This window comes from Streptococcus sp. FDAARGOS_256, assembly GCF_002289235.2.
In the GTDB taxonomy this organism is placed as follows: Bacteria; Bacillota; Bacilli; order Lactobacillales; family Streptococcaceae; genus Streptococcus.
Map to the genome: position 1 here is coordinate 1,388,221 of NZ_NTGM02000001.1, position 19,092 is coordinate 1,407,312.

17 protein-coding genes and 1 riboswitch are annotated in these 19,092 nt (G+C 43.4%); of the genes, 1 reads left to right on the forward strand and 16 read right to left on the reverse strand.

The annotated features are described in order from the left end of the window. Positions 1 to 9: 9 nt before the first annotated feature. The 16 genes from A6J84_RS06895 to uvrA all read right to left on the reverse strand — a co-directional run bounded on the left by A6J84_RS06895 (position 10) and on the right by uvrA (position 18,009). Positions 10 to 954: a 3-oxoacyl-[acyl-carrier-protein] synthase III C-terminal domain-containing protein gene (locus A6J84_RS06895; RefSeq protein ID WP_095726306.1), complete on the reverse strand. Its 945-nt coding sequence runs from the start codon at positions 952 to 954 to the stop codon at positions 10 to 12. Positions 955 to 968: 14 nt separating this feature from the next. Then, positions 969 to 2,231 (reverse strand): F390 synthetase-related protein, encoded by a 1,263-nt coding sequence (locus A6J84_RS06900; RefSeq protein WP_049519225.1) that lies wholly within the window; start codon positions 2,229 to 2,231, stop codon positions 969 to 971. Then, positions 2,209 to 3,024, reverse strand: a complete 816-nt coding sequence (locus A6J84_RS06905) for an MBL fold metallo-hydrolase (protein WP_000034634.1) — start codon at positions 3,022 to 3,024, stop codon at positions 2,209 to 2,211. The genes A6J84_RS06900 and A6J84_RS06905 overlap by 23 nt, the downstream gene beginning before the upstream one ends. Continuing rightward, a complete protein-coding gene (locus A6J84_RS06910; RefSeq protein WP_049489452.1) occupies positions 2,999 to 3,979 on the reverse strand; it encodes an NAD-dependent epimerase/dehydratase family protein in 981 nt (326 codons plus the stop codon). Before A6J84_RS06910 ends, A6J84_RS06905 begins: the two co-directional genes overlap by 26 nt. Before the next feature lie 3 nt (positions 3,980 to 3,982). Further along, entirely contained in the window at positions 3,983 to 5,251 is a 1,269-nt protein-coding gene (locus A6J84_RS06915; protein WP_001226466.1) for a glycosyltransferase, read from the reverse strand. Positions 5,252 to 5,355: 104 nt separating this feature from the next. Continuing rightward, positions 5,356 to 6,507, reverse strand: a complete 1,152-nt coding sequence (locus tag A6J84_RS06920; RefSeq protein WP_000190390.1) for an iron-containing alcohol dehydrogenase — start codon at positions 6,505 to 6,507, stop codon at positions 5,356 to 5,358. 184 nt (positions 6,508 to 6,691) lie between these two features. Continuing rightward, positions 6,692 to 7,147 (reverse strand): SP_0198 family lipoprotein, encoded by a 456-nt coding sequence (locus A6J84_RS06925; RefSeq protein ID WP_095726307.1) that lies wholly within the window; start codon positions 7,145 to 7,147, stop codon positions 6,692 to 6,694. Positions 7,148 to 7,237: 90 nt separating this feature from the next. Continuing rightward, positions 7,238 to 8,488, reverse strand: coding sequence for a bifunctional folylpolyglutamate synthase/dihydrofolate synthase (locus A6J84_RS06930; RefSeq protein WP_095726308.1), 1,251 nt, complete (start codon positions 8,486 to 8,488; stop codon positions 7,238 to 7,240). Positions 8,489 to 8,794: 306 nt separating this feature from the next. Beyond that, on the reverse strand, positions 8,795 to 9,100 hold the full coding sequence (locus tag A6J84_RS06935) for a DUF1292 domain-containing protein (RefSeq protein ID WP_000017624.1): 306 nt from the start codon (positions 9,098 to 9,100) through the stop codon (positions 8,795 to 8,797). Between the two features lie 15 nt (positions 9,101 to 9,115). After that, positions 9,116 to 9,535 carry a Holliday junction resolvase RuvX gene (ruvX, locus tag A6J84_RS06940; protein ID WP_002876031.1) on the reverse strand — a complete coding sequence of 140 codons (420 nt, stop codon included), beginning with the start codon at positions 9,533 to 9,535 and terminating at the stop codon, positions 9,116 to 9,118. A 3-nt stretch (positions 9,536 to 9,538) separates the two neighbouring features. Next, positions 9,539 to 9,805, reverse strand: a complete 267-nt coding sequence (locus tag A6J84_RS06945; RefSeq protein ID WP_000507059.1) for an IreB family regulatory phosphoprotein — start codon at positions 9,803 to 9,805, stop codon at positions 9,539 to 9,541. A gap of 86 nt (positions 9,806 to 9,891) precedes the next feature. Beyond that, entirely contained in the window at positions 9,892 to 10,461 is a 570-nt protein-coding gene (locus A6J84_RS06950; protein ID WP_000734687.1) for an SP0191 family lipoprotein, read from the reverse strand. Between the two features lie 66 nt (positions 10,462 to 10,527). Then, on the reverse strand, positions 10,528 to 10,926 hold the full coding sequence (spx, locus tag A6J84_RS06955) for a transcriptional regulator Spx (RefSeq protein WP_000591165.1): 399 nt from the start codon (positions 10,924 to 10,926) through the stop codon (positions 10,528 to 10,530). Positions 10,927 to 11,060: 134 nt separating this feature from the next. After that, positions 11,061 to 13,721, reverse strand: a complete 2,661-nt coding sequence (gene mgtA, locus A6J84_RS06965) for a magnesium-translocating P-type ATPase (RefSeq protein WP_095726309.1) — start codon at positions 13,719 to 13,721, stop codon at positions 11,061 to 11,063. 195 nt (positions 13,722 to 13,916) lie between these two features. Beyond that, positions 13,917 to 14,068: riboswitch (M-box (ykoK) riboswitch) on the reverse strand. Between the two features lie 55 nt (positions 14,069 to 14,123). Further along, entirely contained in the window at positions 14,124 to 15,185 is a 1,062-nt protein-coding gene (locus A6J84_RS06970; RefSeq protein WP_095726310.1) for a M24 family metallopeptidase, read from the reverse strand. After that, entirely contained in the window at positions 15,178 to 18,009 is a 2,832-nt protein-coding gene (gene uvrA / locus A6J84_RS06975) for an excinuclease ABC subunit UvrA (RefSeq protein ID WP_095726311.1), read from the reverse strand. The genes A6J84_RS06970 and uvrA overlap by 8 nt, the downstream gene beginning before the upstream one ends. 136 nt (positions 18,010 to 18,145) lie before the next feature. Between uvrA and A6J84_RS06980 the strand changes: the two genes are divergently transcribed. Beyond that, positions 18,146 to 19,090: a magnesium transporter CorA family protein gene (locus tag A6J84_RS06980; RefSeq protein WP_000815620.1), complete on the forward strand. Its 945-nt coding sequence runs from the start codon at positions 18,146 to 18,148 to the stop codon at positions 19,088 to 19,090. The last annotated feature ends 2 nt before the right edge of the window (positions 19,091 to 19,092 follow it).

The following is a 19,092-nucleotide window of genomic DNA, read 5'->3' on the forward strand; positions in this document are numbered from 1 at the left end:
AGATGATTATTACAATTTCAGAGCCAACATATTGACCGTCATACCAGCTGCAGTCCCCATAAGGTAGACGACATCTCCTTCTTTGATAAGTCCATGCTCCAAAGAATAAGCCAGGCCAAACGGTACAGAGACTGACACCATATTTCCATAGTCAGTAACGAGATTGAGGTACTGATCCTCGGCCACACCTAGTTTTTCCATGACCAAAGGAAGAGCACGACTTGCTTGGTGAGGAATGATATAGTCCACGTCTGCCAAGGCTAGCTGTGTTTTTTCTTGAAACTCTTCAAACATGACTGGGATTTTACGAGCAGACAAGAGGAGGATTTTCTTCCCCTTCATGTCAAACATATAGTTGGTCTTCGTCGCTTCAGAGTACTCTTTTGGTTGAAAAGAAGTCAGACCTCCACGAATCTCCGTATCGTGAGCTCCTTCTGACCAAGTACGTTGGAGACTAGCAATGATCCCTTTTTCCTGATGACTGTTTTGGAAAATAAAGGCTGCTGCCCCATCACTAAAGAGTTCAAAACTTTCTTTTTGCTTGGGATTGAGCCCTAAACTACCAACCTCACTAGACACAATCAAGACACGATTGTATTCGCCCACCTCAATCAAGTGGGACATAGTCGATAGAGCAGAAATAAAGCTGGTACAGGTCGTATTGATGTCCATTGCTGGAATTGAGAGTCCTTTTGCCACGCGCTCATGAATCAAGGCAGCCGTACAAGGGATAGGCTGAACACCAACTGCACTAGCTGATACAAGGCAATCGATATCTTTAATATCCAAATTTGCATGTTCAAGTGCACGGTGGATAGCTCCTTCTGCCAAGTCGAGTTGCGTTTCTTCATTTTCAACTACACGATAACGGGTCTGGTCTTTAAATTGAACTGTATGCTTTGGAAGGCAAATGCCATAACCTGCGATTTCTACATGTCTTTTTACTTCTGTCATTGTCTTTTTTCCTTTCATAAACGTTGGATACGTTTGAGTTTACGGCTAGTATCCCAGTGATAATCTGAAAATTGGATTTGAGGAACTATGAACTCTTTTTGCTGGGCCAAGAGTTGGAACTGTGCTAAAATTGCTGTCTCTACGTCCTCATCTCGTCGGCTTAGACAAACTTCCACTAATTTCTCAGAATGTTGCTTAACTTGGTAATCTCCCACATTCTCCACAAAGAGGATGCAACGTCTGATAAAGTCTGGATAGATCGTTACCTGCCCCCCATTCTGCCCTTCAAAGTAGAAGATATCATCAGAACGTCCTTCGACCTTGTCAATCCGTGTATAGTAGGAGCCACAGGGACAAGGCTCCGGATTTTCAACCAAGATATCATTGAGCTGGTAGCGATAAACAGGCTGACTACTTCGCTTAAAGTCCGTAATCACTGGATAAAAACGGCGGTCATCTAGATACTGCTTTTCCACAAAGATAATGTCTTCGTTGAGATGTAGATTTCCAGCTGAGCAAGTGCAGGCTAGGAAACCTTCTGTCGCCTGATAAACTTGGTCAATGATGGATAGTGAAAAGGCTTCTGCGATCCGTCCCCTATCACTATCTTCCAAGATTTCCGCCACCGAAACGATTTTTTGTGGGTGAATAGCTAACTCTCCATCCTTGAGACGCTTGCTCAATTCAATCAACATCGAGGCTGGCGCCACAATAATCGTTGGTTGATAGTTGTTGAGTCGCTCGATATGCTCATCTGTATGTTTGAAAATATCAAAATACTCTAGACGAATGAGCGCCGTATTGATGGTCTGATAGAGTTCATTATCAGCTCTCAGGAAAAAGGCGATGCGGTGTCCAAAAAGCTGACCCTTGGGCAACATCTTTGCCAAGATAGCTGCAGCCCACATACTTCGCTCTTTCTCTGTTGTGATAAAGAGCCCCCGATGTCCAGACGTCCCTGAAGACAGACCGACGGCTACTTCGCCTTTAAGTTCAGTGAAGTCACGGGTCTTCTCACTTTCAATAGCCAAGCTCAAGGCTTCATCACGATCCACTCCTTGGGTGTTGAGCTCATTGAAATGTTCCATCATAAATGCCTTGTCCATATGATCAAAGTTGCTAGGAACTCCATTTTTAAAGTAGGGCGACTCTCGCTTTAAAAAGTCCATATAGTTAGTTAATTGCTTTTTCTGATAGTTTTCTACAGCTTCTCGAGATTTGAAATGATGAAGCCAACGAGTTTGGATAAAGGTTTTAAGAAAGGTTATTTTTTTCATGTAGGATTGACTCTATCCTTTCTACAGGATCATGGCTAACAACTACCTCAATACCGGCCTTTAAGACTTCCTCCAGAAACTCTGTCCCCCTGATATAGTCGGCCCTATTATCCTGGACCAAGGAAGGAATCAGGTGCATCTGCTTGGTGTAAGGTAAGAGGTCAATTCCCCAACAGAGGTCCGCTGCAATGAGGAGATTAAGGTCTGGAAAATATAGACAGGCTTGCCCCCTAGCATGCCCGTCAACAGAGGCTACTAGGATACTGCCATCTCCGAAAAGATCACAAATCGGACGATAGGGAAAAGTTGAAACTTGCTGGTCAGCTCTGATAATGGTTAGATTTTTCTCAAAAGAAGCTGGTAAAAACTCCTTGAAAATCAGGTCTTTCAACTTGGGTTTTTGGTAGACTTCATATACTTCTTTTGTCAAGATAAAGGTTGCACGAGGAAAGAAACTAGCTCCTCCCAGATGATCTGGATGTAGGTGTGATAGAAGAACATAGTTAATTTCTTCTGGTTTGATTCCCTTCGCTTCCAGCAAACGTGAAATCTGGTCCTTCTCCGTCATTTGAACGGGCGTTCCTAGCCGATAGAAACCATAGCGAAGCCGGGTCTTAATATCGTAATGATAGCCTGTGTCATAGAGGAGATAGCCCTTGTCCCTGTGTTTGATAAGAAAAACACCTGCTGGAAAGGTCATCTTTTGATTCTTAACTCCCTTAAATAGCAAACCTGTGTAGCTGGTACAATAGCCTGCTGGGAAATAATCAATGCTTTCGATAATCTTGGACATATTGTTCAATCCCTTCCGAAATACTGATCTGAGGGCGATAACCCAAGTCTCGCTCCGCCTTGCTGATGTCCAGCGTCTGACTATAACGGAGCAGATAATAGGTATAGCGTGTCAGTGGCGGTTCACCTTTGAGTTTTAATACCTTATACAGAAACTCTAAACTACTGGCAATAACTGAAAGAAGAGGAGCTGGCACTTTTCTGTATGTTATTGGATAACCCAACCCTCTCAAGGTTTCTTCTATCAAATCCTTAAAGGCTCTTGGTTCCCCATTGGTAATATTATAAACTTCGCCACTAGCTTGAGGGGCCTCTAGTGCCAAGCGAATTGCCAGAGCGACATTTTCCACACAGGTCATATCCATGAGCTGACGACCATCCCCTATCAAGGGAATGCCAATCTTCTGACTGAGTTTGAGAACTCGGGGCAAAATACTGGTATCCCCAATCCCAAAAAGCCCACGAGGTCGTAAGATAATACTCGGAACATCGGGATAGTCCTTAAACAGCTTCTCCGAAGCCAGCTTACTACGAATGTAGTTGTTCAGATTATTTTCCTGAGGCGCAGCACTTTCTTTGATAGCTAACTGATCTCGAGGCGCAGCATAGATGCTAGGCGAGGACACATAAACCAAACGCAGAATACCAGCCTCTCGGCAAGCATCCAGAACATACTTGGTCCCTAAGACATTTGTCTGGTAGAAATCCTCCCAAGGCCCCCAAACGGTAGAAAGAGCACCCGCATGCACAACCATGTCCATCCCCTGACAAACCCGAGCCAAGTCCTCTTGCTTGGTCAAATCTCCCTGAAAAAATGCCACAGAGGAGTTTTCTAAAGACTGACCCACATTGCGATTGCGTCCAAAAGCGCGTACCTGATAGCCCTGCTGACTAAGCTCTTCAACAACATACTTGCCTAGAAAGCCCGTAGCACCTGTCACCAATACTTTCTTCATTTTTTACTTCTCCTTGTCCCCTAAGAGCCGATGTATTTCGCTCTTCAGAATCTCTGTTGGCTGATAGATTTGAGCTGCACGACTAAGTCTGTTCAAGTCTGGCCAGTCATCTCTAGCCAACAACTCATCAAAGGCACGTCCAATCGCTTCCGTATCCTCTCGTTTAGCAGTCAAGGCAATCCCTGCCTCTAATCCACGAACTGCATAGTCATACTGATCATAGTCATGGGGGAGAATCAAGGCAGGCTTACCATAGATGATACACTGGTAAAAAATACCCGCACCACCATGATGAATCACATAATCCATCTGAGGAATGTACTCCTTATAGGGAAGATAGGATACCACAGAAACATTGTCCATGAGCTCTTCACATTGGAAGTCTTGTCCGCCAAACCCCAGAGTCACAAAGAAGTGGCAATCTGGATGTGCTTCTGCCAATTGTTGTGTCTGATAGAGGAGATTGTCTTTAGCCCATGCTAGCTGAGTGCCACAGGAGACAAGGACCTTCTTATAACCTGCATAAGGAGACAAATCGAGTGGATAATTTTCTGCCCTCTCAATCGAAGAGCCAAAAGGTCCCACCCAAAGGTAGTGCTCTGGAAAACCGCTTTTCAGCTCCAACTCTTTCATCCCAATTCCCAAGATGGAATAGGGTGAATAGATGGTTTCCTGACCTTTCTGATTGTAGAGCCTAAAATCGTAACGTTTCAATCGTTCTCTCAATAAAAAGCTTACGATTCGTTTCCCTAAACGAGTCCCTTTTCTTCCTAGCCATTGCAGACCAGATTGGAAAGATGTTTTTGGACTGCCCATTCCTCCAAAGAAACAAGGCGGTCCATCTGTCGTTTCAATGGCAAACTGTGTCGCCATCGTGGTAATCCAGGGAATGTTCAACTGTTCCGCAACAAGTCCTCCAGAGAGGGTTATAAAGTCCGCAATCACAATATCCGGTCTATTTTCCTGCCACTCTTGCACTAATTGATCTGAAACCACATTGATCAAATCAAGACTAGCTGACAACTGTCGATAAGCAGAAAACAGGTTTAATTGACCTTCATTGTTGGCTACACGCTCAAACTCATCTACACAATTTTCTAAAATGGGAATCACCCGGAATCCCATCTCCTCTGCTACAGTTTTTCGTTGCGGTCCTGTAAATAATCGAATCTCATACAAGGGATCCTTCAACAAGGGGGCAAGTAAATTCAGTGTTGGGAAGAGATGCCCACTCAAGGGAACTACAACCACATCAATTTTGATTTTTCTCATATGTCTAGGATAGCAAATTTTTAAAAAAAGAACTACCAAAATGATAGTTCTTTCCAATATTATTTATATTTTGAGGAACAAGTCCCGTCTACTCTACTTGATTTTTAGAAGAGTTCTTTGTAGAGAGCAATGGTTTCTTCTAAAGTTGGCATAAATGGATTGCCTGGCGCACATGCATCAATCAAAGCATTCTTAGAAAGGTAGTCAAAGTCAAAGTCTTTTTCTTGGATACCGAGTTCAGTGAGTTTCTTCGGAATACCAACAGTTTCAGAAAGTTTCTCAATCTCAGCGATAGCATAGTCAGCGCATTCTTGGTCTGTTTTCCCCTCCACATGGAGTCCCAAAGCCTTGGCTACATTGCGGAATGCTTCTGGTACACGCTTGGCATTTTCACGTTCTACAACTGGGAGAAGCATGGCACAGCAGACACCATGTGGCAAGTTATATACCGCACCGAGTTGGTGAGCCATAGAATGAACATAACCCAAACCAGCATTGTTAAAGCTCATACCACCGAGGAAGATGGCATTGACCATACCCTCACGCGCTTCAATATCTTGGCCATTTGCCACAGCACGAGGAAGATACTCCTTGATGAGTTCAATCGCTCCGATAGAAAGTTTCTTGGTCACATTATAAGCACCTGGTGTTACCAAGGCTTCGACAGCGTGAGTAAGAGCATCCATACCTGTCGCTGCTGTCAATCCTTTCGGCTTTGAAAGCATGAGTTCTGGATCATTGACAGAGATAAGGGCAAGGCTATTCTTATCAACCATTACCATCTTGACCTTGCGCTCTTCGTCAGTAATAACATAGTTAATGGTGATTTCTGCAGAAGTTCCAGCTGTTGTATTGATCGCAACCACTGGCAAGCCTTTTTTAGCAGACTTGTGGAGACCTTCGTAGTCCTGTGGTTTGCCACCATTTGTAGCAATGATAGAGATACAACTAGCCGCATCCTGAGGAGATCCTCCCCCAAGACTGATGATGAAGTCACATCCATGCTCTTTCAGGACAGCCACTCCGTCTGTGACGTTCTTGCAAGTCGGATTTGGCTCCACATCGCTAAAGATTACATATTCGATCCCTTCAGCATCTAACGGTTTTAGGACTTTGGGTAAAATATCACTACCTTCGATGAACTTATCTGTCACCAAAAGGGCCTTCTTATACCCCAGTTCCTTGATATACGGACCTACTTCATTTACAACACCTTTACCAATAAGGTTAACTGCCGGAACGTAAAATGTAGCCATATGCTTTTCCTCCTGCGCCTTTGCGCTATTTGATTATTTACTATAAGTATACGACCTTATAAGAAGTTTTACAAATATTTGTAAGCGTTTTAAGTAAAAAGTTAGTAAAGAACAGCCAGCCACTTTTTCAAGAAAAAAGCTCCAAAAAGATAGATTTCATCTCATTGGAACTTTTACTTAATCATTATTGCTTAGTTAATACCACTCGGTCAGATGCCTCTCGGTCCATATCATCAATAATCAATTGATTACCATTAACCGTGTAAATTTTGACATCATCACCGATAATGACACGTTGATTTTCTGGTTCAAAGCTGACTTGCTTGATTTCCTTATCTCCATCTGGCTCGACCTCAGTCCATGTACCAGTTTTACCTGTTACAACAAGAGTGATTTGGTCATTCTCATCTTTTCCAGTATAGGTACCATCGATATTCGTAGGTTGAGCTACAGTAGTGTCCTGACTTGAGGACGCCTGTGGTTGACTAGCACTTGTCGCAGCGCTAGAAGATGATTCTTGTTGAGAAGATGATTGCTGAGCAGATTGCTGGGTAGGGGCTTGTGCCTTAGGTCCACAAGCTGCTAAAAGACTAAGAATTGCTAGGGAAGCAATAGAAAGTGTGAATGTTTTCGTTTTCATAGCGATTTCCTTTCTTTTGTGCCAATGTTTTGCTGGAATCGTTTCCAGATATACCTCCTACCTCAAGTATAACAACTTAAGCCTAGAAGGTCAACTAATCCCATCGCTTCCTTGCAAACTCGCTCGGACTTCCGAGATAAAGTAGAGCGAGCCCGTCACGAAAAGCAAGTCCTGATCTTTGGCCTTTTCTTTAAATTCTCTGATAAAACCGCCATAGGAAGAAATCAAATCGTAACCCGCCACATCCTTTTCATCCAGAGAGCCTTGGTAGTCAAAGCCTGTTACCTTAAGTTCCACCTCAGGCAACTGCTTAGATAGATAGCCTAACATCCCCTGATAATCCTTGCGTTTAAGTGCTCCAAAAAGGATGCGAACCTGGTAACCTTGCTGGATTTTCCCTTGGATAAACTCGACTAGACGAGTCAAGGCTGGCAGATTGTGAGCCCCATCTAGGTAGATTTGTGGACGAATCCGTTCCAATCGACCTGCCCAATGTGTCTCCTTCAAAGCCCGTCTGACAAACTCTTCTTCGACCCTTTCACCTCTTGACGCCATAAACAGAAGAAAAGTTTCTAAAGCCAAGGCGGCATTTTCTTGCTGATAAGCACCTTCTAAACCGATTTCAAGCTGTGAAAAGTTTGCTAGCTTACTTGAAAAATCCCCAGCATTCAAGGTGAAGTCTCGCCCAGCTTGATAAAGTTCGACAGCTAACTCTCTCGCTTTACTTTGACAGACAAGCTCCGCTTCTGGAGTAAGCTTGGCAATGACTGCCTTCTTGCCAGCCTTGAAAATACCAGCTTTCTGCTCGGCTATTTCCTCTAGACTATCGCCCAAGGTCTCCTGATGATCTAGCCCAATGGAAGTAATAACTGCAATCTCTCCTGTTACGACATTAGTCGTGTCAAGCAAACCACCAATCCCCACCTCTAGCAGGACTAGATCCACTCCCTGCTCTTTAAAGTAAAGCAAAGCAATCAAGGTCAACAACTCAAAGAAAGACAATTGATCATGTGTTTCTAAAAGAATTTTCTCCATCTCCTTGACTTGGTTGGCTATACGGACAAAGTCTTCCTCTGCGATTGGTTGCCCATTGATACAGATTCGATCATGGATGCTGATGATATGAGGAGAGGTAAAAGTACCAACTTTTTTACCATGAGCAACAAACAACTCCCTCATAAAGGCAATAGTTGACCCTTTACCGTTAGTCCCTGTTACATGGATAATGGGATAAGCCTTCTCAGGATTCCCCAGCAAATCCACAGCTCGCTGCATTCGTCCAAGGCCAGATCTAAAGTTTAAACCAATCCGACTATGAAGCCATTCTTCTACTTCAAACATACATGTCTCCTTAACAAAAGTCCAATCAACTACCGCATCAAAGTATGATTACAAATAAAAAGTGAGGTCAGGACTAAAATCCCAACCTCTTACCTGGTTAGCTAATCACTAGCTACTATGAATTTCAACGTGGGCTAAAAACGTCCCCCGAACGTTCCTGCGTTCCTAATTTCTGGCGCAGGGCTAAAAACATCCACTGGACTTACTTACGGTCTTTATTTTTAGCGTAAGGGTAAAAATGTTCACTGAACAAACCAGTTCTCTCTTATTTTAAGGAACTGGGCTAAAAACGTTCCCCGAACGTTTTTACTCCTCCATAAAGCTGTTGAAGACTTCTTCAATCATGTTCCATTCGTCTTCTGAGTCTTCTGGGATTGGTTGCAATTCGCCTTCTGTTCCGTCTTCATTTTCGATGAATGAGTAAGCTTGAATTTCAACTTCACCATTTTCATCTTCTTCTGCATTAACTGGCACTAGCAGAACATAGTTTTTACCAAATTCTTCTTTCCCGTCGATGGTCAAAAGAATTTCAAACAAGGTTTCATTTCCTTGCTCATCTACTAGTGTAATCAATTCACGTTCTTCGTGGTCATGGTTGTGATCGTGTGACATAGTTTCTCCTCTGTCTTAAAATTTTCTATCTAAATAATTTTGCAAAATCAGCTGAGCAGCCAACTTATCAATAACTTTCTTGCGTTTGTTACGGCTGATATCTGCTTGTTCAATCAACATACGCTCCGCAGCGACCGTTGTCAAACGCTCATCCTGATAGTCTACTGGCAAACCAAAGAGTTCTTCTAGCTTGGCACCATAGGCTTGACTGGCTTCTACTCGCGGACCACTGGTATTGTTCATGTTCTTTGGCAAACCTACTACAAAGCGTTCTACCTTATAGCTGTCAACCAATTCCTTGATGCGGTCAAAACCAAACTGGCCCTGGTCCTCATTAATCTGGATGATTTCAAGTCCCTGAGCGGTGAAACCGAGCGGATCGCTAATAGCCACCCCTACTGTTTTTGAACCGACGTCCAATCCCATAATTCTCATAGATTATAGATCGACTCCTTGTCCTTTTAGGTAGTAGCGTACCAATTCTTCAACAATTTCATCACGCTCATACTTACGGATTTGATTTCGTGCATTGTTATAACGAGGAACGTAGGCAGGGTCTCCACTCAATACATAACCGACGATCTGGTTAATCGGATTGTAGCCCTTGTCATTCAAAGAAGCATAAACATCTGTCAATGTTTCGCTAATTTCTTTCTTATTGGAATCATCCAATTTAAACCGTACAGTTTCTTCAGTAAATCCCATTCTAACACCCTCTTTCCTTAGAATAGTACTATTATAGCACATTCCCTGACGTTCTACAAATAAGTCAGTCTATTAATTTGGATTTTCTATTGTTCTGTCGCCCCATTTGCCACTCTATCTGCAATATATTGGCTAGGTTCGTTTTTTAAGAGATTTTCAAGGCCGATATTTTTTAAATATTCCAGCTGAGATGCCTTTTTGACATCCAATACTTGAAAATCATAAGTCGTTGTCGTCTGGATTTCTGTCTCGCTGAGTAGCTTGGTTTCCAGTTTGAATCCTGCTAGTTTGCGTGCCTCTTGGATGGTCTCATCCTTTTCTTCCGCTTCTAGAAGCGCTTTTTGCGTCTCCTCTAGGCCATTTTCAGAGATAAAGGTCTTGAGTTCATCCCCGACAGGTCGTTTTTGCTGGATGGTCAAGGTCAAAAACTGATTGCCTTTATAAGTAATGGTCTGAATCTGCTGCGTTCCATTTTCTGACTTCGGCATCAGCAAGGTCTTGGTGACAACCGTATTCTTTTCGGCATTGTCCAAAACGGGAAGGTTGGATTGGAGAGGTTCAGATGCTGTTGTAGAAGCAGCAGGGGTTTCCTTTTTTTGCCCACATCCCGCAAGCAAAAAGAGGAGAGCAAAACTAGCAATTAGTAACTTTTTCATAATTCCTCACATGATTTTAAAACAAAAGAGCAAACAAGGCTAGGAGTCACTCCCAGCCTTGATGTTTTATAGAGCTGCACGTAGACGTGCTTCTGCATTTTCTACATTACGGACAGAGCGTGGCAAGAAGGCACGGATATCATCTTCTTTATAGCCGACTTGTAGGCGCTTCTCATCAACGAGAATCGGACTCTTTAAGATCCGTGGTGTTTCCATGATTAAGTTGAGCACTTCATTGACACTCAAATCCTCGATGTCAACTCCAAGTGCCTTAGCGTAGCGGTTTTTTGACGAAACGATACTGGCAATTCCATTATCTGTTTTCGTGAGAATATCTAATAACTCTTCTCTTGTAATTCCTTCTTTACCGAGATTTTGTTCTTTATAACTTAACTGGTGGGCATTGAGCCAGGTTTTCGCTTTTTTACAGCTAGTACAACTTGAGACTGTATAAATTTTGATCATGTACCTACCCCTTTCGCTACATGTTACTATCAGTTTAGTCTATTATACCATAAAAAACATCCGACTTGCGACCTATTTTTAAAAAAAATTAACTTTTTTCGCGATTTTCGTACTTTTTTCTTGACAAAATCAATTTATAACCAACTTTTAAATTTTTTGATATACAATCGTTTTACAACTGTAACACTTATCATATAGAGAACGATAATCAAAAGCAAAAAGAGGAAATAAATTGGTTCCAAAGGGGTTAAATGAAGCAGGCTAGCAATTGAAGAGTAGGGAAGGAAGGTCACAAAACTAGCTGCTAGCAAGGTTGTTCCAAGAACAAACCATGATGGACGACTTTGTAAGAAAGGAAGTTTTGCTGAACGAAGCATATGGATAACCATGGTTTGGGACCACATGGATTCAATGAACCAACCTGTCTGGAACAAAATGATAAAGCCCGTTGCAGACTCTGCTCCGTGAGCATAAGCTTGACCTGTCGCCATTGGAACAATGACAAAATAGAGCAAGATAAAGGTCAAAATATCAAAGGCAGAAGAAATCGGACCCATCCAAATCATAAAACGAGTAATAGACTTAGCTTCCCACTTATGGGGATGCTTCAAAAAGTCTTCATCTACATTATCAAATGGCAAGGCAATGCAAGAAAGGTCGTAGACGAGGTTTAACACAATCAAGTGAATCGGAGCCATAGGAAGGAAAGGTAAAAAGATACCAGACACTAGCAGAGAGAAAATGTTCCCGAAATTAGAGCTGACCGTCATCTTGATATATTTGGTCATATTAGCGTAGACCTTACGCCCTTCAACCAGCCCTTTTTCAAGCACCATCAAATCCTTATCTAGCAAAATGACATCAGCCGTTTCTTTGGCAATATCTACTGCTGTATCAACAGAAATCCCCACATCAGCCACTTTCATAGAAGGGGCATCATTGATCCCATCTCCCATATAGCCGACACAATGTCCATTCGATTTGATTTGTAAAATGATTCGTGCTTTTTGATCCGGAGAGAGTTTGGCAAAGACAGTCACTTTCTCAACTGCTTGGGCCAATTCTTCGTCCGTCATGGCATCAATATCAGAACCCAACAAGATTTGATCAACGTCTAAACCAACTTTTTCGCAAACTGCTTGGGTTACCTTTTCATTGTCACCCGTCAAGATCTTTGTTTGAACACCGTGTTCTAACAAAGCTTGGATAGCAGGTGCTGCTGATGGTTTTGGTGGATCTAGAAAGGCAAGATATCCTGTTAGAATCATCTCTTTTTCATCTTCAACGGAGTAAGCAAAACCTTCCTTTAAGCCTGTTTTATAAGCGACTCCCAAGACTCGCAATCCCTGTTGATTAAGTTGATCTACTTCTTTTAAGATTTCCGCTCGGATATCATCCGTCAGAGGGCTAATCTGACCTTGATATTCCACATGGGTTGAAATCGCAAGCATTTCCTCTAGAGCACCCTTGGTTACCAAACTAACAACTTCGTTCTCATCCTTGACGATGACACTCATCCGTCTGCGTTCAAAATCAAAGGGTAATTCATCTATTTTTTGGAAGCTAGTATCCAAATTTTGTAGAATAGCGTGTTCTTTAGCTTCTTTTTCAGTTCTACTGATAATGGCACGGTCCATCAAGTTTTTCAAACCGGTTTGAAAATAGGAATTGAGGTAGGCACGTCTCAACACAGACAAATCCAAATCTCCATGTATATCCAAAGGATATTCAAGGACAATTTCGTCTTGGGTAAGGGTTCCGGTTTTATCTGTGCATAGGATATCAATAGCACCTAGGTCCTGTATGGCATTGAGTTTTTTGATGACCACTTTTTCCTTGGCCATGATAATGGAGCCTTTTGCTAAACTAGCCGTGATGATCATAGGAAGCATCTCAGGTGTCAAACCAACACCAACACTCAGTGCAAATACGCCAGCTTCCAGCCAGTCTCCATCCGTCAAGCCATTGGAGAGAAAGACGATGGGAACCATGACCAGCATCAAACGGATTAAGAGCCAAGAGATACTGTTCATCTCCCGTTCAAAAGAGGTCGGTTCGTCATAGGTATTGAGAGTCTGCTCGATTTCTCCCATCATGGTGTCATCACCGACCGCTAGAATCAAAGCCTTGGCGCTTCCTGATATCACATTGGTTCCCATAAAAGCGAGCGCTTCTGCTTCTAGCAGACTATCAAAATTTGACTGACTCATTTTTGACAAGGCTAGTTTTTCAACCGAGTCACTTTCACCTGTCAAACCAGACTGTTGAACAAAGAAATCACGTGATTCAATCAAAAGGAGGTCTGCTGGTATCATATCCCCAGCACTTAATTTGACTATATCTCCAACGACCAAATCTTCAATTGCAACCTCTAAACTCTGGCCTTCACGAATAACTGTGGCTGTGTTCACAATCATTTTTGATAGATTGGTCGCAGCCTTGTCACTACGCAGTTCTTGGACAAAGCGTATACCACCAGAGATTAGAACGAGAACAACGATGATGATAGAGGTCGTCGGATCTTCTTGTCCAGGCTTCGCCAGCCAGACATTGGTCACCATGGAAATCATAGCGATGACCAGCAGGATGATTGTAAATGGATTGATGATGGATTCGTAAATCTTTTTGAGGATACTGTCTTCTTGACCCTTGGTGATGGTATTTTCGCCATATAGGTCACGATTTTTCTCCACCTGCTCCTCAGTCAAGCCTGTTAGACTTGTCTTATAAAAAGATAGAGTTTCGTTTAAGGGTGTGTGAATAGCTGTTGCTAATCTTTCTTTTGTAGTTTTCATTGGTTTCTCCTATCTGTATGAATGATGTGTTTCATACACAGAGACCAATCACTTTATAAGGGCAGAACGACACAAATCAGCGATTGGCTGTGTATGTGCGGTTCTGGATGATCGTCAATTTGCATCGTTTTTCTCCTTTCTTTTTCTTAAAACAGTAGAAAATCCCACCATAAAATGGCAGGATTAAAAAACTAATTATCTGTTTTTTCGTTCAAGCTTTAACTCCATAGGGCGATGTAATGAGCTTAGTCTTGGCCTTCGCGACCAGGACTGTTGACCAACGAGTAGTGTCTCCACTGCTTTGCGGTAGTCATCCGTATCCCTATGGTAGCCTCACCTACCGTTTTCGTCTATCAGTATAAACCTTTAAAATATAAAAGTCAATGATTTATCTTAATTTTCTTAAATAACAATTAATTCCTTCGGCGCTAGAGTCAACAATTCGCAACCGTTATCTGTAATTAAGATATCATCTTCAATACGAACGCCATATTTACCTTCAATATAAATACCCGGTTCATCAGTCAAGACCATACCAGATTTAATGACTTCTTTGGAAGTTTGGCTAAAGTAGGGTTCTTCGTGGATATCCAGTCCGATACCGTGTCCAATACCGTGGGTAAAGTAGTCGCCATAGCCTGCCTCGATGATAATATCACGAGGGATTTTGTCAAAGTCACGGAAACCTAAGCCAGCCTTAGCTTGGTCAATCAGAGCTTGGTTGGCTTTCAGAACCGTATTGTAAATCTCTGCTTGCTCGTCGCTGACATGTCCTAGATAGATGGTCCGTGTCATATCACTGACGTAGTGGTCGTAGAGACAGCCGAAGTCCATGGTGATTGCTTCGCCTAGTTCTACTGGCTTGTGCATTGGGTGGGCGTGAGGTTTAGAAGAGTTGATTCCACTTGCTAAAATGGTATCAAAAGACAAGCCTGCTGCTCCTAGCTCACGCATGCGGAAATCAAGGAAGTTGGCAATTTCGATCTCAGTTTTTCCTGATTTGATAAAGTCAAGTGCATCACGGAAAGCTTGGTCTGAGATAGAACATGCCTTACGAATAGTCGCAATCTCTTTCTCATCTTTAATCATACGAAGTGCTTCAACAAACTGAGTCTGTGGAAGCAAGTCCAAACCTGCAAAAGCTGCCTGCATACGGTGGTAATAAGAAACCGAAATCTCGTCCTCAAAACCAACGCGAGACAAACCCATATCCTTAACAATGCCTGCAATAACGGCCAATTCGTCACGATCAGCCACAATTTCAAACCCTGTCACTTCTTGCTTAGCTGCAATGATATAACGAGAGTCTGTCACCAAAATCTGACGGTCACGGCTGATAAAGACTGTTCCATTTGAACCCCAAAAACCAGTCAAATAATAGACGTTTTTAAGGTTGTTGATGATGATACCATCTAGTTCTTTTTCTTGCATTTTAGCTAGAAATGCTTGCACACGTTTATTCATGATGTAACTTTCCTTTCAAATAGTGTCCTGTGTAGCTGGCTTCATTGGCCGCTACTTCTTCTGGGGTTCCTGTTGCGATGATGGTTCCACCACCGACACCGCCCTCAGGTCCCAAATCGATGATATGGTCTGCCGTCTTGATGACATCCAGATTGTGCTCAATGACGAGGACTGTATTTCCATCGTCAACAAAGCGAGCCAAGACTTTAAGCAAGCGAGCGATGTCCTCGGTATGAAGCCCTGTCGTTGGCTCATCCAGAATGTAGAAGGATTTTCCAGTCGAGCGTTTGTGGAGTTCACTAGCCAACTTCATACGCTGGGCTTCTCCACCTGAAAGGGTGGTAGCTGGTTGTCCTAACGTTACATAGCCCAGCCCTACATCCTTGATGGTCTGGAGTTTACGTTGAATTTTCGGAATATGTTGGAAGAATTCCACCGCATCGTTGACGGTCATGTCCAAGACCTGCGAGATATTTTTTTCCTTGTAGTGAACTTCAAGGGTTTCACTGTTGTAGCGGGTTCCGTGGCAGACTTCACAGGCAACATAAACATCTGGTAAGAAGTGCATCTCGATCTTGATAATCCCGTCACCTGAGCAGGCTTCGCAACGACCACCCTTGACGTTGAAACTGAAACGGCCCTTCTTATAGCCTCGTATCTTAGCTTCATTTGTCTGGGCAAAGAGGTCACGTATATCGTCAAAAACTCCCGTATAGGTAGCCGGGTTGGACCTCGGCGTCCGTCCAATGGGGCTCTGGTCAATATCAATCAAACGGTCTACATGCTCAATCCCTGTGATGGTCTTGAATTTACCAGGCTTGTCTGAATTGCGGTTGAGCTTCTGGGCAATAGCTTTTTTGAGGATGCTGTTGATTAAGGTCGATTTCCCTGAACCTGATACACCTGTCACCGCGATGAATTTTCCTAGCTGAAAGCGAGCAGTGATATTTTGCAAGTTGTTCTCACGCGCACCTGTCACTTCGATAAAACGACCATTTCCGGCACGGCGCTCTTCTGGTACTGGAATCGCTCGCTTTCCTGATAAGTACTGGCCTGTGATAGACTTGCTGTTGCGAGCCACCTGCTTGGGCGTTCCTGCAGCGACAATCTCTCCACCAAAAACACCAGCACCCGGACCAACATCAATCAGATAATCCGCCTCGCGCATGGTATCTTCGTCGTGTTCCACCACGATGAGAGTATTGCCCAAGTCACGCATCTTTTTCAGACTAGCAATCAGGCGGTCATTATCCCTCTGGTGGAGACCAATGGACGGCTCATCCAATATATAGAGGACACCTGAGAGGTTGGACCCAATCTGAGTCGCCAAGCGAATTCGCTGACTCTCCCCACCTGACAGGGTTCCTGCCGAACGTGACAGCGTCAAATAGTTAAGCCCCACGTTATTGAGGAAGGTCAAGCGATCCTTGATTTCCTTGAGAATGGGACGAGCAATAATGGCTTCATTTTCAGACAAGGTCAACTGGCTCACCAACTCCAAATGGTCTGCGATAGACAAATCTGAGATTTCACCGATATGTAGCCCTTGCTCCCCACCAACACGGACAGACAGGGCCTGATCGTTGAGACGGTAGCCGTGGCAGGTTCCACAAGTCAGCTCATTCATGTAGAGACGCATCTGGGTACGGGTGTAGTCACTGTTAGTCTCATGGTAACGACGCTTGATATTATTGACAACTCCCTCAAAAGGAATGTCAATATCGCGCACACCACCAAATTCATTTTCATAGTGGAAATGGAATTCCTTGCCATCCGAGCCGTAGAGAATCAAGTTCTTATCTTCTTCTGACAAGTCCTCAAAGGGCTTATCCATATCCACTCCAAAGGCTGTCATGGCTTGCTCTAGCATGTTTGGATAGTAGTTAGATGAGATAGGATTCCAAGGTGCCAAAGCCCCCTCACGTAGCGTTTTGCTGGCATCTGGCACTACCAAATCAATATCCACCTCTAACTTGATACCCAAACCGTCACACTCACTGCAAGAACCAAAAGGAGCATTGAAGGAGAAGAGACGAGGCTCTAACTCTGGTACGGTAAAACCACAAACTGGACAGGCATAGTGCTCAGAGAAAAGCAACTCAGAATCGTCCATGGTGTCGATAATCACATAGCCTTCTGCGATACGAAGGGCAGCCTCGATTGAGTCGAAGAGACGGCTACGAATGCCCTCCTTGATGACGATACGGTCGACCACAACATCGATATTATGTTGCTTGCTCTTAGACAACTCTGGCACTTCGGTTACATCATAGACCTCCCCGTCCACACGGACACGAACATAGCCATCTTTCTGAATCTTTTCAATGACACTCTTGTGTTGACCTTTTTTCTTGCGGATGACAGGGGCCAAAATCTGCAGACGTTGGCGTTCTGGCAACACCAAAATCTTATCCACAATTTGCTCCACAGAAGAAGCCTTGATAGCCCCATGCCCGTTGATACAGTAAGGCGTCCCCACACGTGCGTAGAGGAGACGCAGATAATCATTGATTTCAGTCGTCGTTCCCACGGTCGAACGAGGGTTTTTACTAGTCGTTTTCTGGTCGATGGAAATAGCTGGGCTGAGACCATCAATGGCATCCACATCTGGTTTTTCCATGTTACCCAAGAACTGACGGGCATAAGCTGATAGACTCTCTACATAACGACGCTGCCCCTCCGCATAAAGGGTATCAAAAGCTAGACTGGATTTCCCAGAACCTGACAAGCCTGTTACAACAACCAGCTTGTCTCGCGGAATCTCCACATCAATATTTTTTAAGTTATGGGCACGTGCCCCATGAATCACAATTTTATCTTGCATCTTTGTTCTTTCTAGTCCATTATTGCTTTCCATTATACCAAAAAATGTGAAATTCTATTACCCAAAAAGCTGTTTTTATAGTATAATAGTACGGTGCAAAAAATGAATCACTGAATAGTAGGAAAGGATAGGGGATATGAAACAAGTTTTTCTCTCAACAACAACGGAATTTAAAGAGATCGACACGCTTGAACCGGGTACTTGGATCAACCTCGTCAATCCTACACAAAATGAATCGTTGGAAATCGCTAACGCCTTCGACATTGACATTGCCGACCTTCGAGCACCGCTCGATGCGGAAGAAATGTCCCGTATTACCATCGAAGATGAGTACACTTTGATTATCGTGGACGTTCCCATCACAGAAGAAAGAAACAATCGTACCTACTACGTTACGATTCCGCTGGGGATTATCATCACCGAGGAAACCATTATCACCACCTGCTTGGAATCCCTCCCCGTTCTCGATGTCTTTATCAACCGTAGACTGCGCAACTTTTACACCTTCATGCGTTCACGCTTTATCTTCCAGATTCTCTACCGCAACGCCGAACTTTACCTTACGGCCCTTCGTTCGATCGACCGCAAGAGTGAACAGATCGAAAGTCAACTTCACAAGTCTACTCGAAACGAAGAGCTGATCGAGCTCATGGAATTGGAAAAGACCATCGTCTATTTCAAGGCCTCACTTAAGACGAACGAACGCGTGATTAAGAAATTGACCAGTGCAACCAGCAATATCAAGAAATACCTAGAAGACGAAGACCTACTCGAAGACACTCTGATTGAAACCCAACAGGCCATCGAGATGGCAGATATCTATGGAAATGTCCTTCACTCTATGACAGAGACCTTTGCCTCTATCATTTCCAACAACCAGAACAACATCATGAAAACCCTGGCTCTCGTGACCATCGTTATGTCTGTCCCAACCATGATCTTCTCAGCCTATGGTATGAACTTCAAGGATAATGAAATCCCTTTGAACGGTGAACCACACGCCTTCTGGTTAATCGTCTTTATCGCCTTTGCAATGAGTGTTTCGCTCACTCTCTATCTCATCCACAAAAAATGGTTCTAAGA

Coding starts and splice junctions, on each gene's coding strand:
- A6J84_RS06895 (WP_095726306.1), bottom strand. CDS start 954: ATGACAGAAGTAAAAAGACATGTAGAAATCGCAGGTTATGGCATTTGC.
- A6J84_RS06900 (WP_049519225.1), bottom strand. CDS start 2,231: ATGAAAAAAATAACCTTTCTTAAAACCTTTATCCAAACTCGTTGGCTT.
- A6J84_RS06905 (WP_000034634.1), bottom strand. CDS start 3,024: ATGTCCAAGATTATCGAAAGCATTGATTATTTCCCAGCAGGCTATTGT.
- A6J84_RS06910 (WP_049489452.1), bottom strand. CDS start 3,979: ATGAAGAAAGTATTGGTGACAGGTGCTACGGGCTTTCTAGGCAAGTAT.
- A6J84_RS06915 (WP_001226466.1), bottom strand. CDS start 5,251: ATGAGAAAAATCAAAATTGATGTGGTTGTAGTTCCCTTGAGTGGGCAT.
- A6J84_RS06920 (WP_000190390.1), bottom strand. CDS start 6,507: ATGGCTACATTTTACGTTCCGGCAGTTAACCTTATTGGTAAAGGTGTT.
- A6J84_RS06925 (WP_095726307.1), bottom strand. CDS start 7,147: ATGAAAACGAAAACATTCACACTTTCTATTGCTTCCCTAGCAATTCTT.
- A6J84_RS06930 (WP_095726308.1), bottom strand. CDS start 8,488: ATGTTTGAAGTAGAAGAATGGCTTCATAGTCGGATTGGTTTAAACTTT.
- A6J84_RS06935 (WP_000017624.1), bottom strand. CDS start 9,100: ATGTCACACGATCACAACCATGACCACGAAGAACGTGAATTGATTACA.
- ruvX (WP_002876031.1), bottom strand. CDS start 9,535: ATGAGAATTATGGGATTGGACGTCGGTTCAAAAACAGTAGGGGTGGCT.
- A6J84_RS06945 (WP_000507059.1), bottom strand. CDS start 9,805: ATGGGATTTACTGAAGAAACTGTACGGTTTAAATTGGATGATTCCAAT.
- A6J84_RS06950 (WP_000734687.1), bottom strand. CDS start 10,461: ATGAAAAAGTTACTAATTGCTAGTTTTGCTCTCCTCTTTTTGCTTGCG.
- spx (WP_000591165.1), bottom strand. CDS start 10,926: ATGATCAAAATTTATACAGTCTCAAGTTGTACTAGCTGTAAAAAAGCG.
- mgtA (WP_095726309.1), bottom strand. CDS start 13,721: ATGAAAACTACAAAAGAAAGATTAGCAACAGCTATTCACACACCCTTA.
- A6J84_RS06970 (WP_095726310.1), bottom strand. CDS start 15,185: ATGAATAAACGTGTGCAAGCATTTCTAGCTAAAATGCAAGAAAAAGAA.
- uvrA (WP_095726311.1), bottom strand. CDS start 18,009: ATGCAAGATAAAATTGTGATTCATGGGGCACGTGCCCATAACTTAAAA.
- A6J84_RS06980 (WP_000815620.1), top strand. CDS start 18,146: ATGAAACAAGTTTTTCTCTCAACAACAACGGAATTTAAAGAGATCGAC.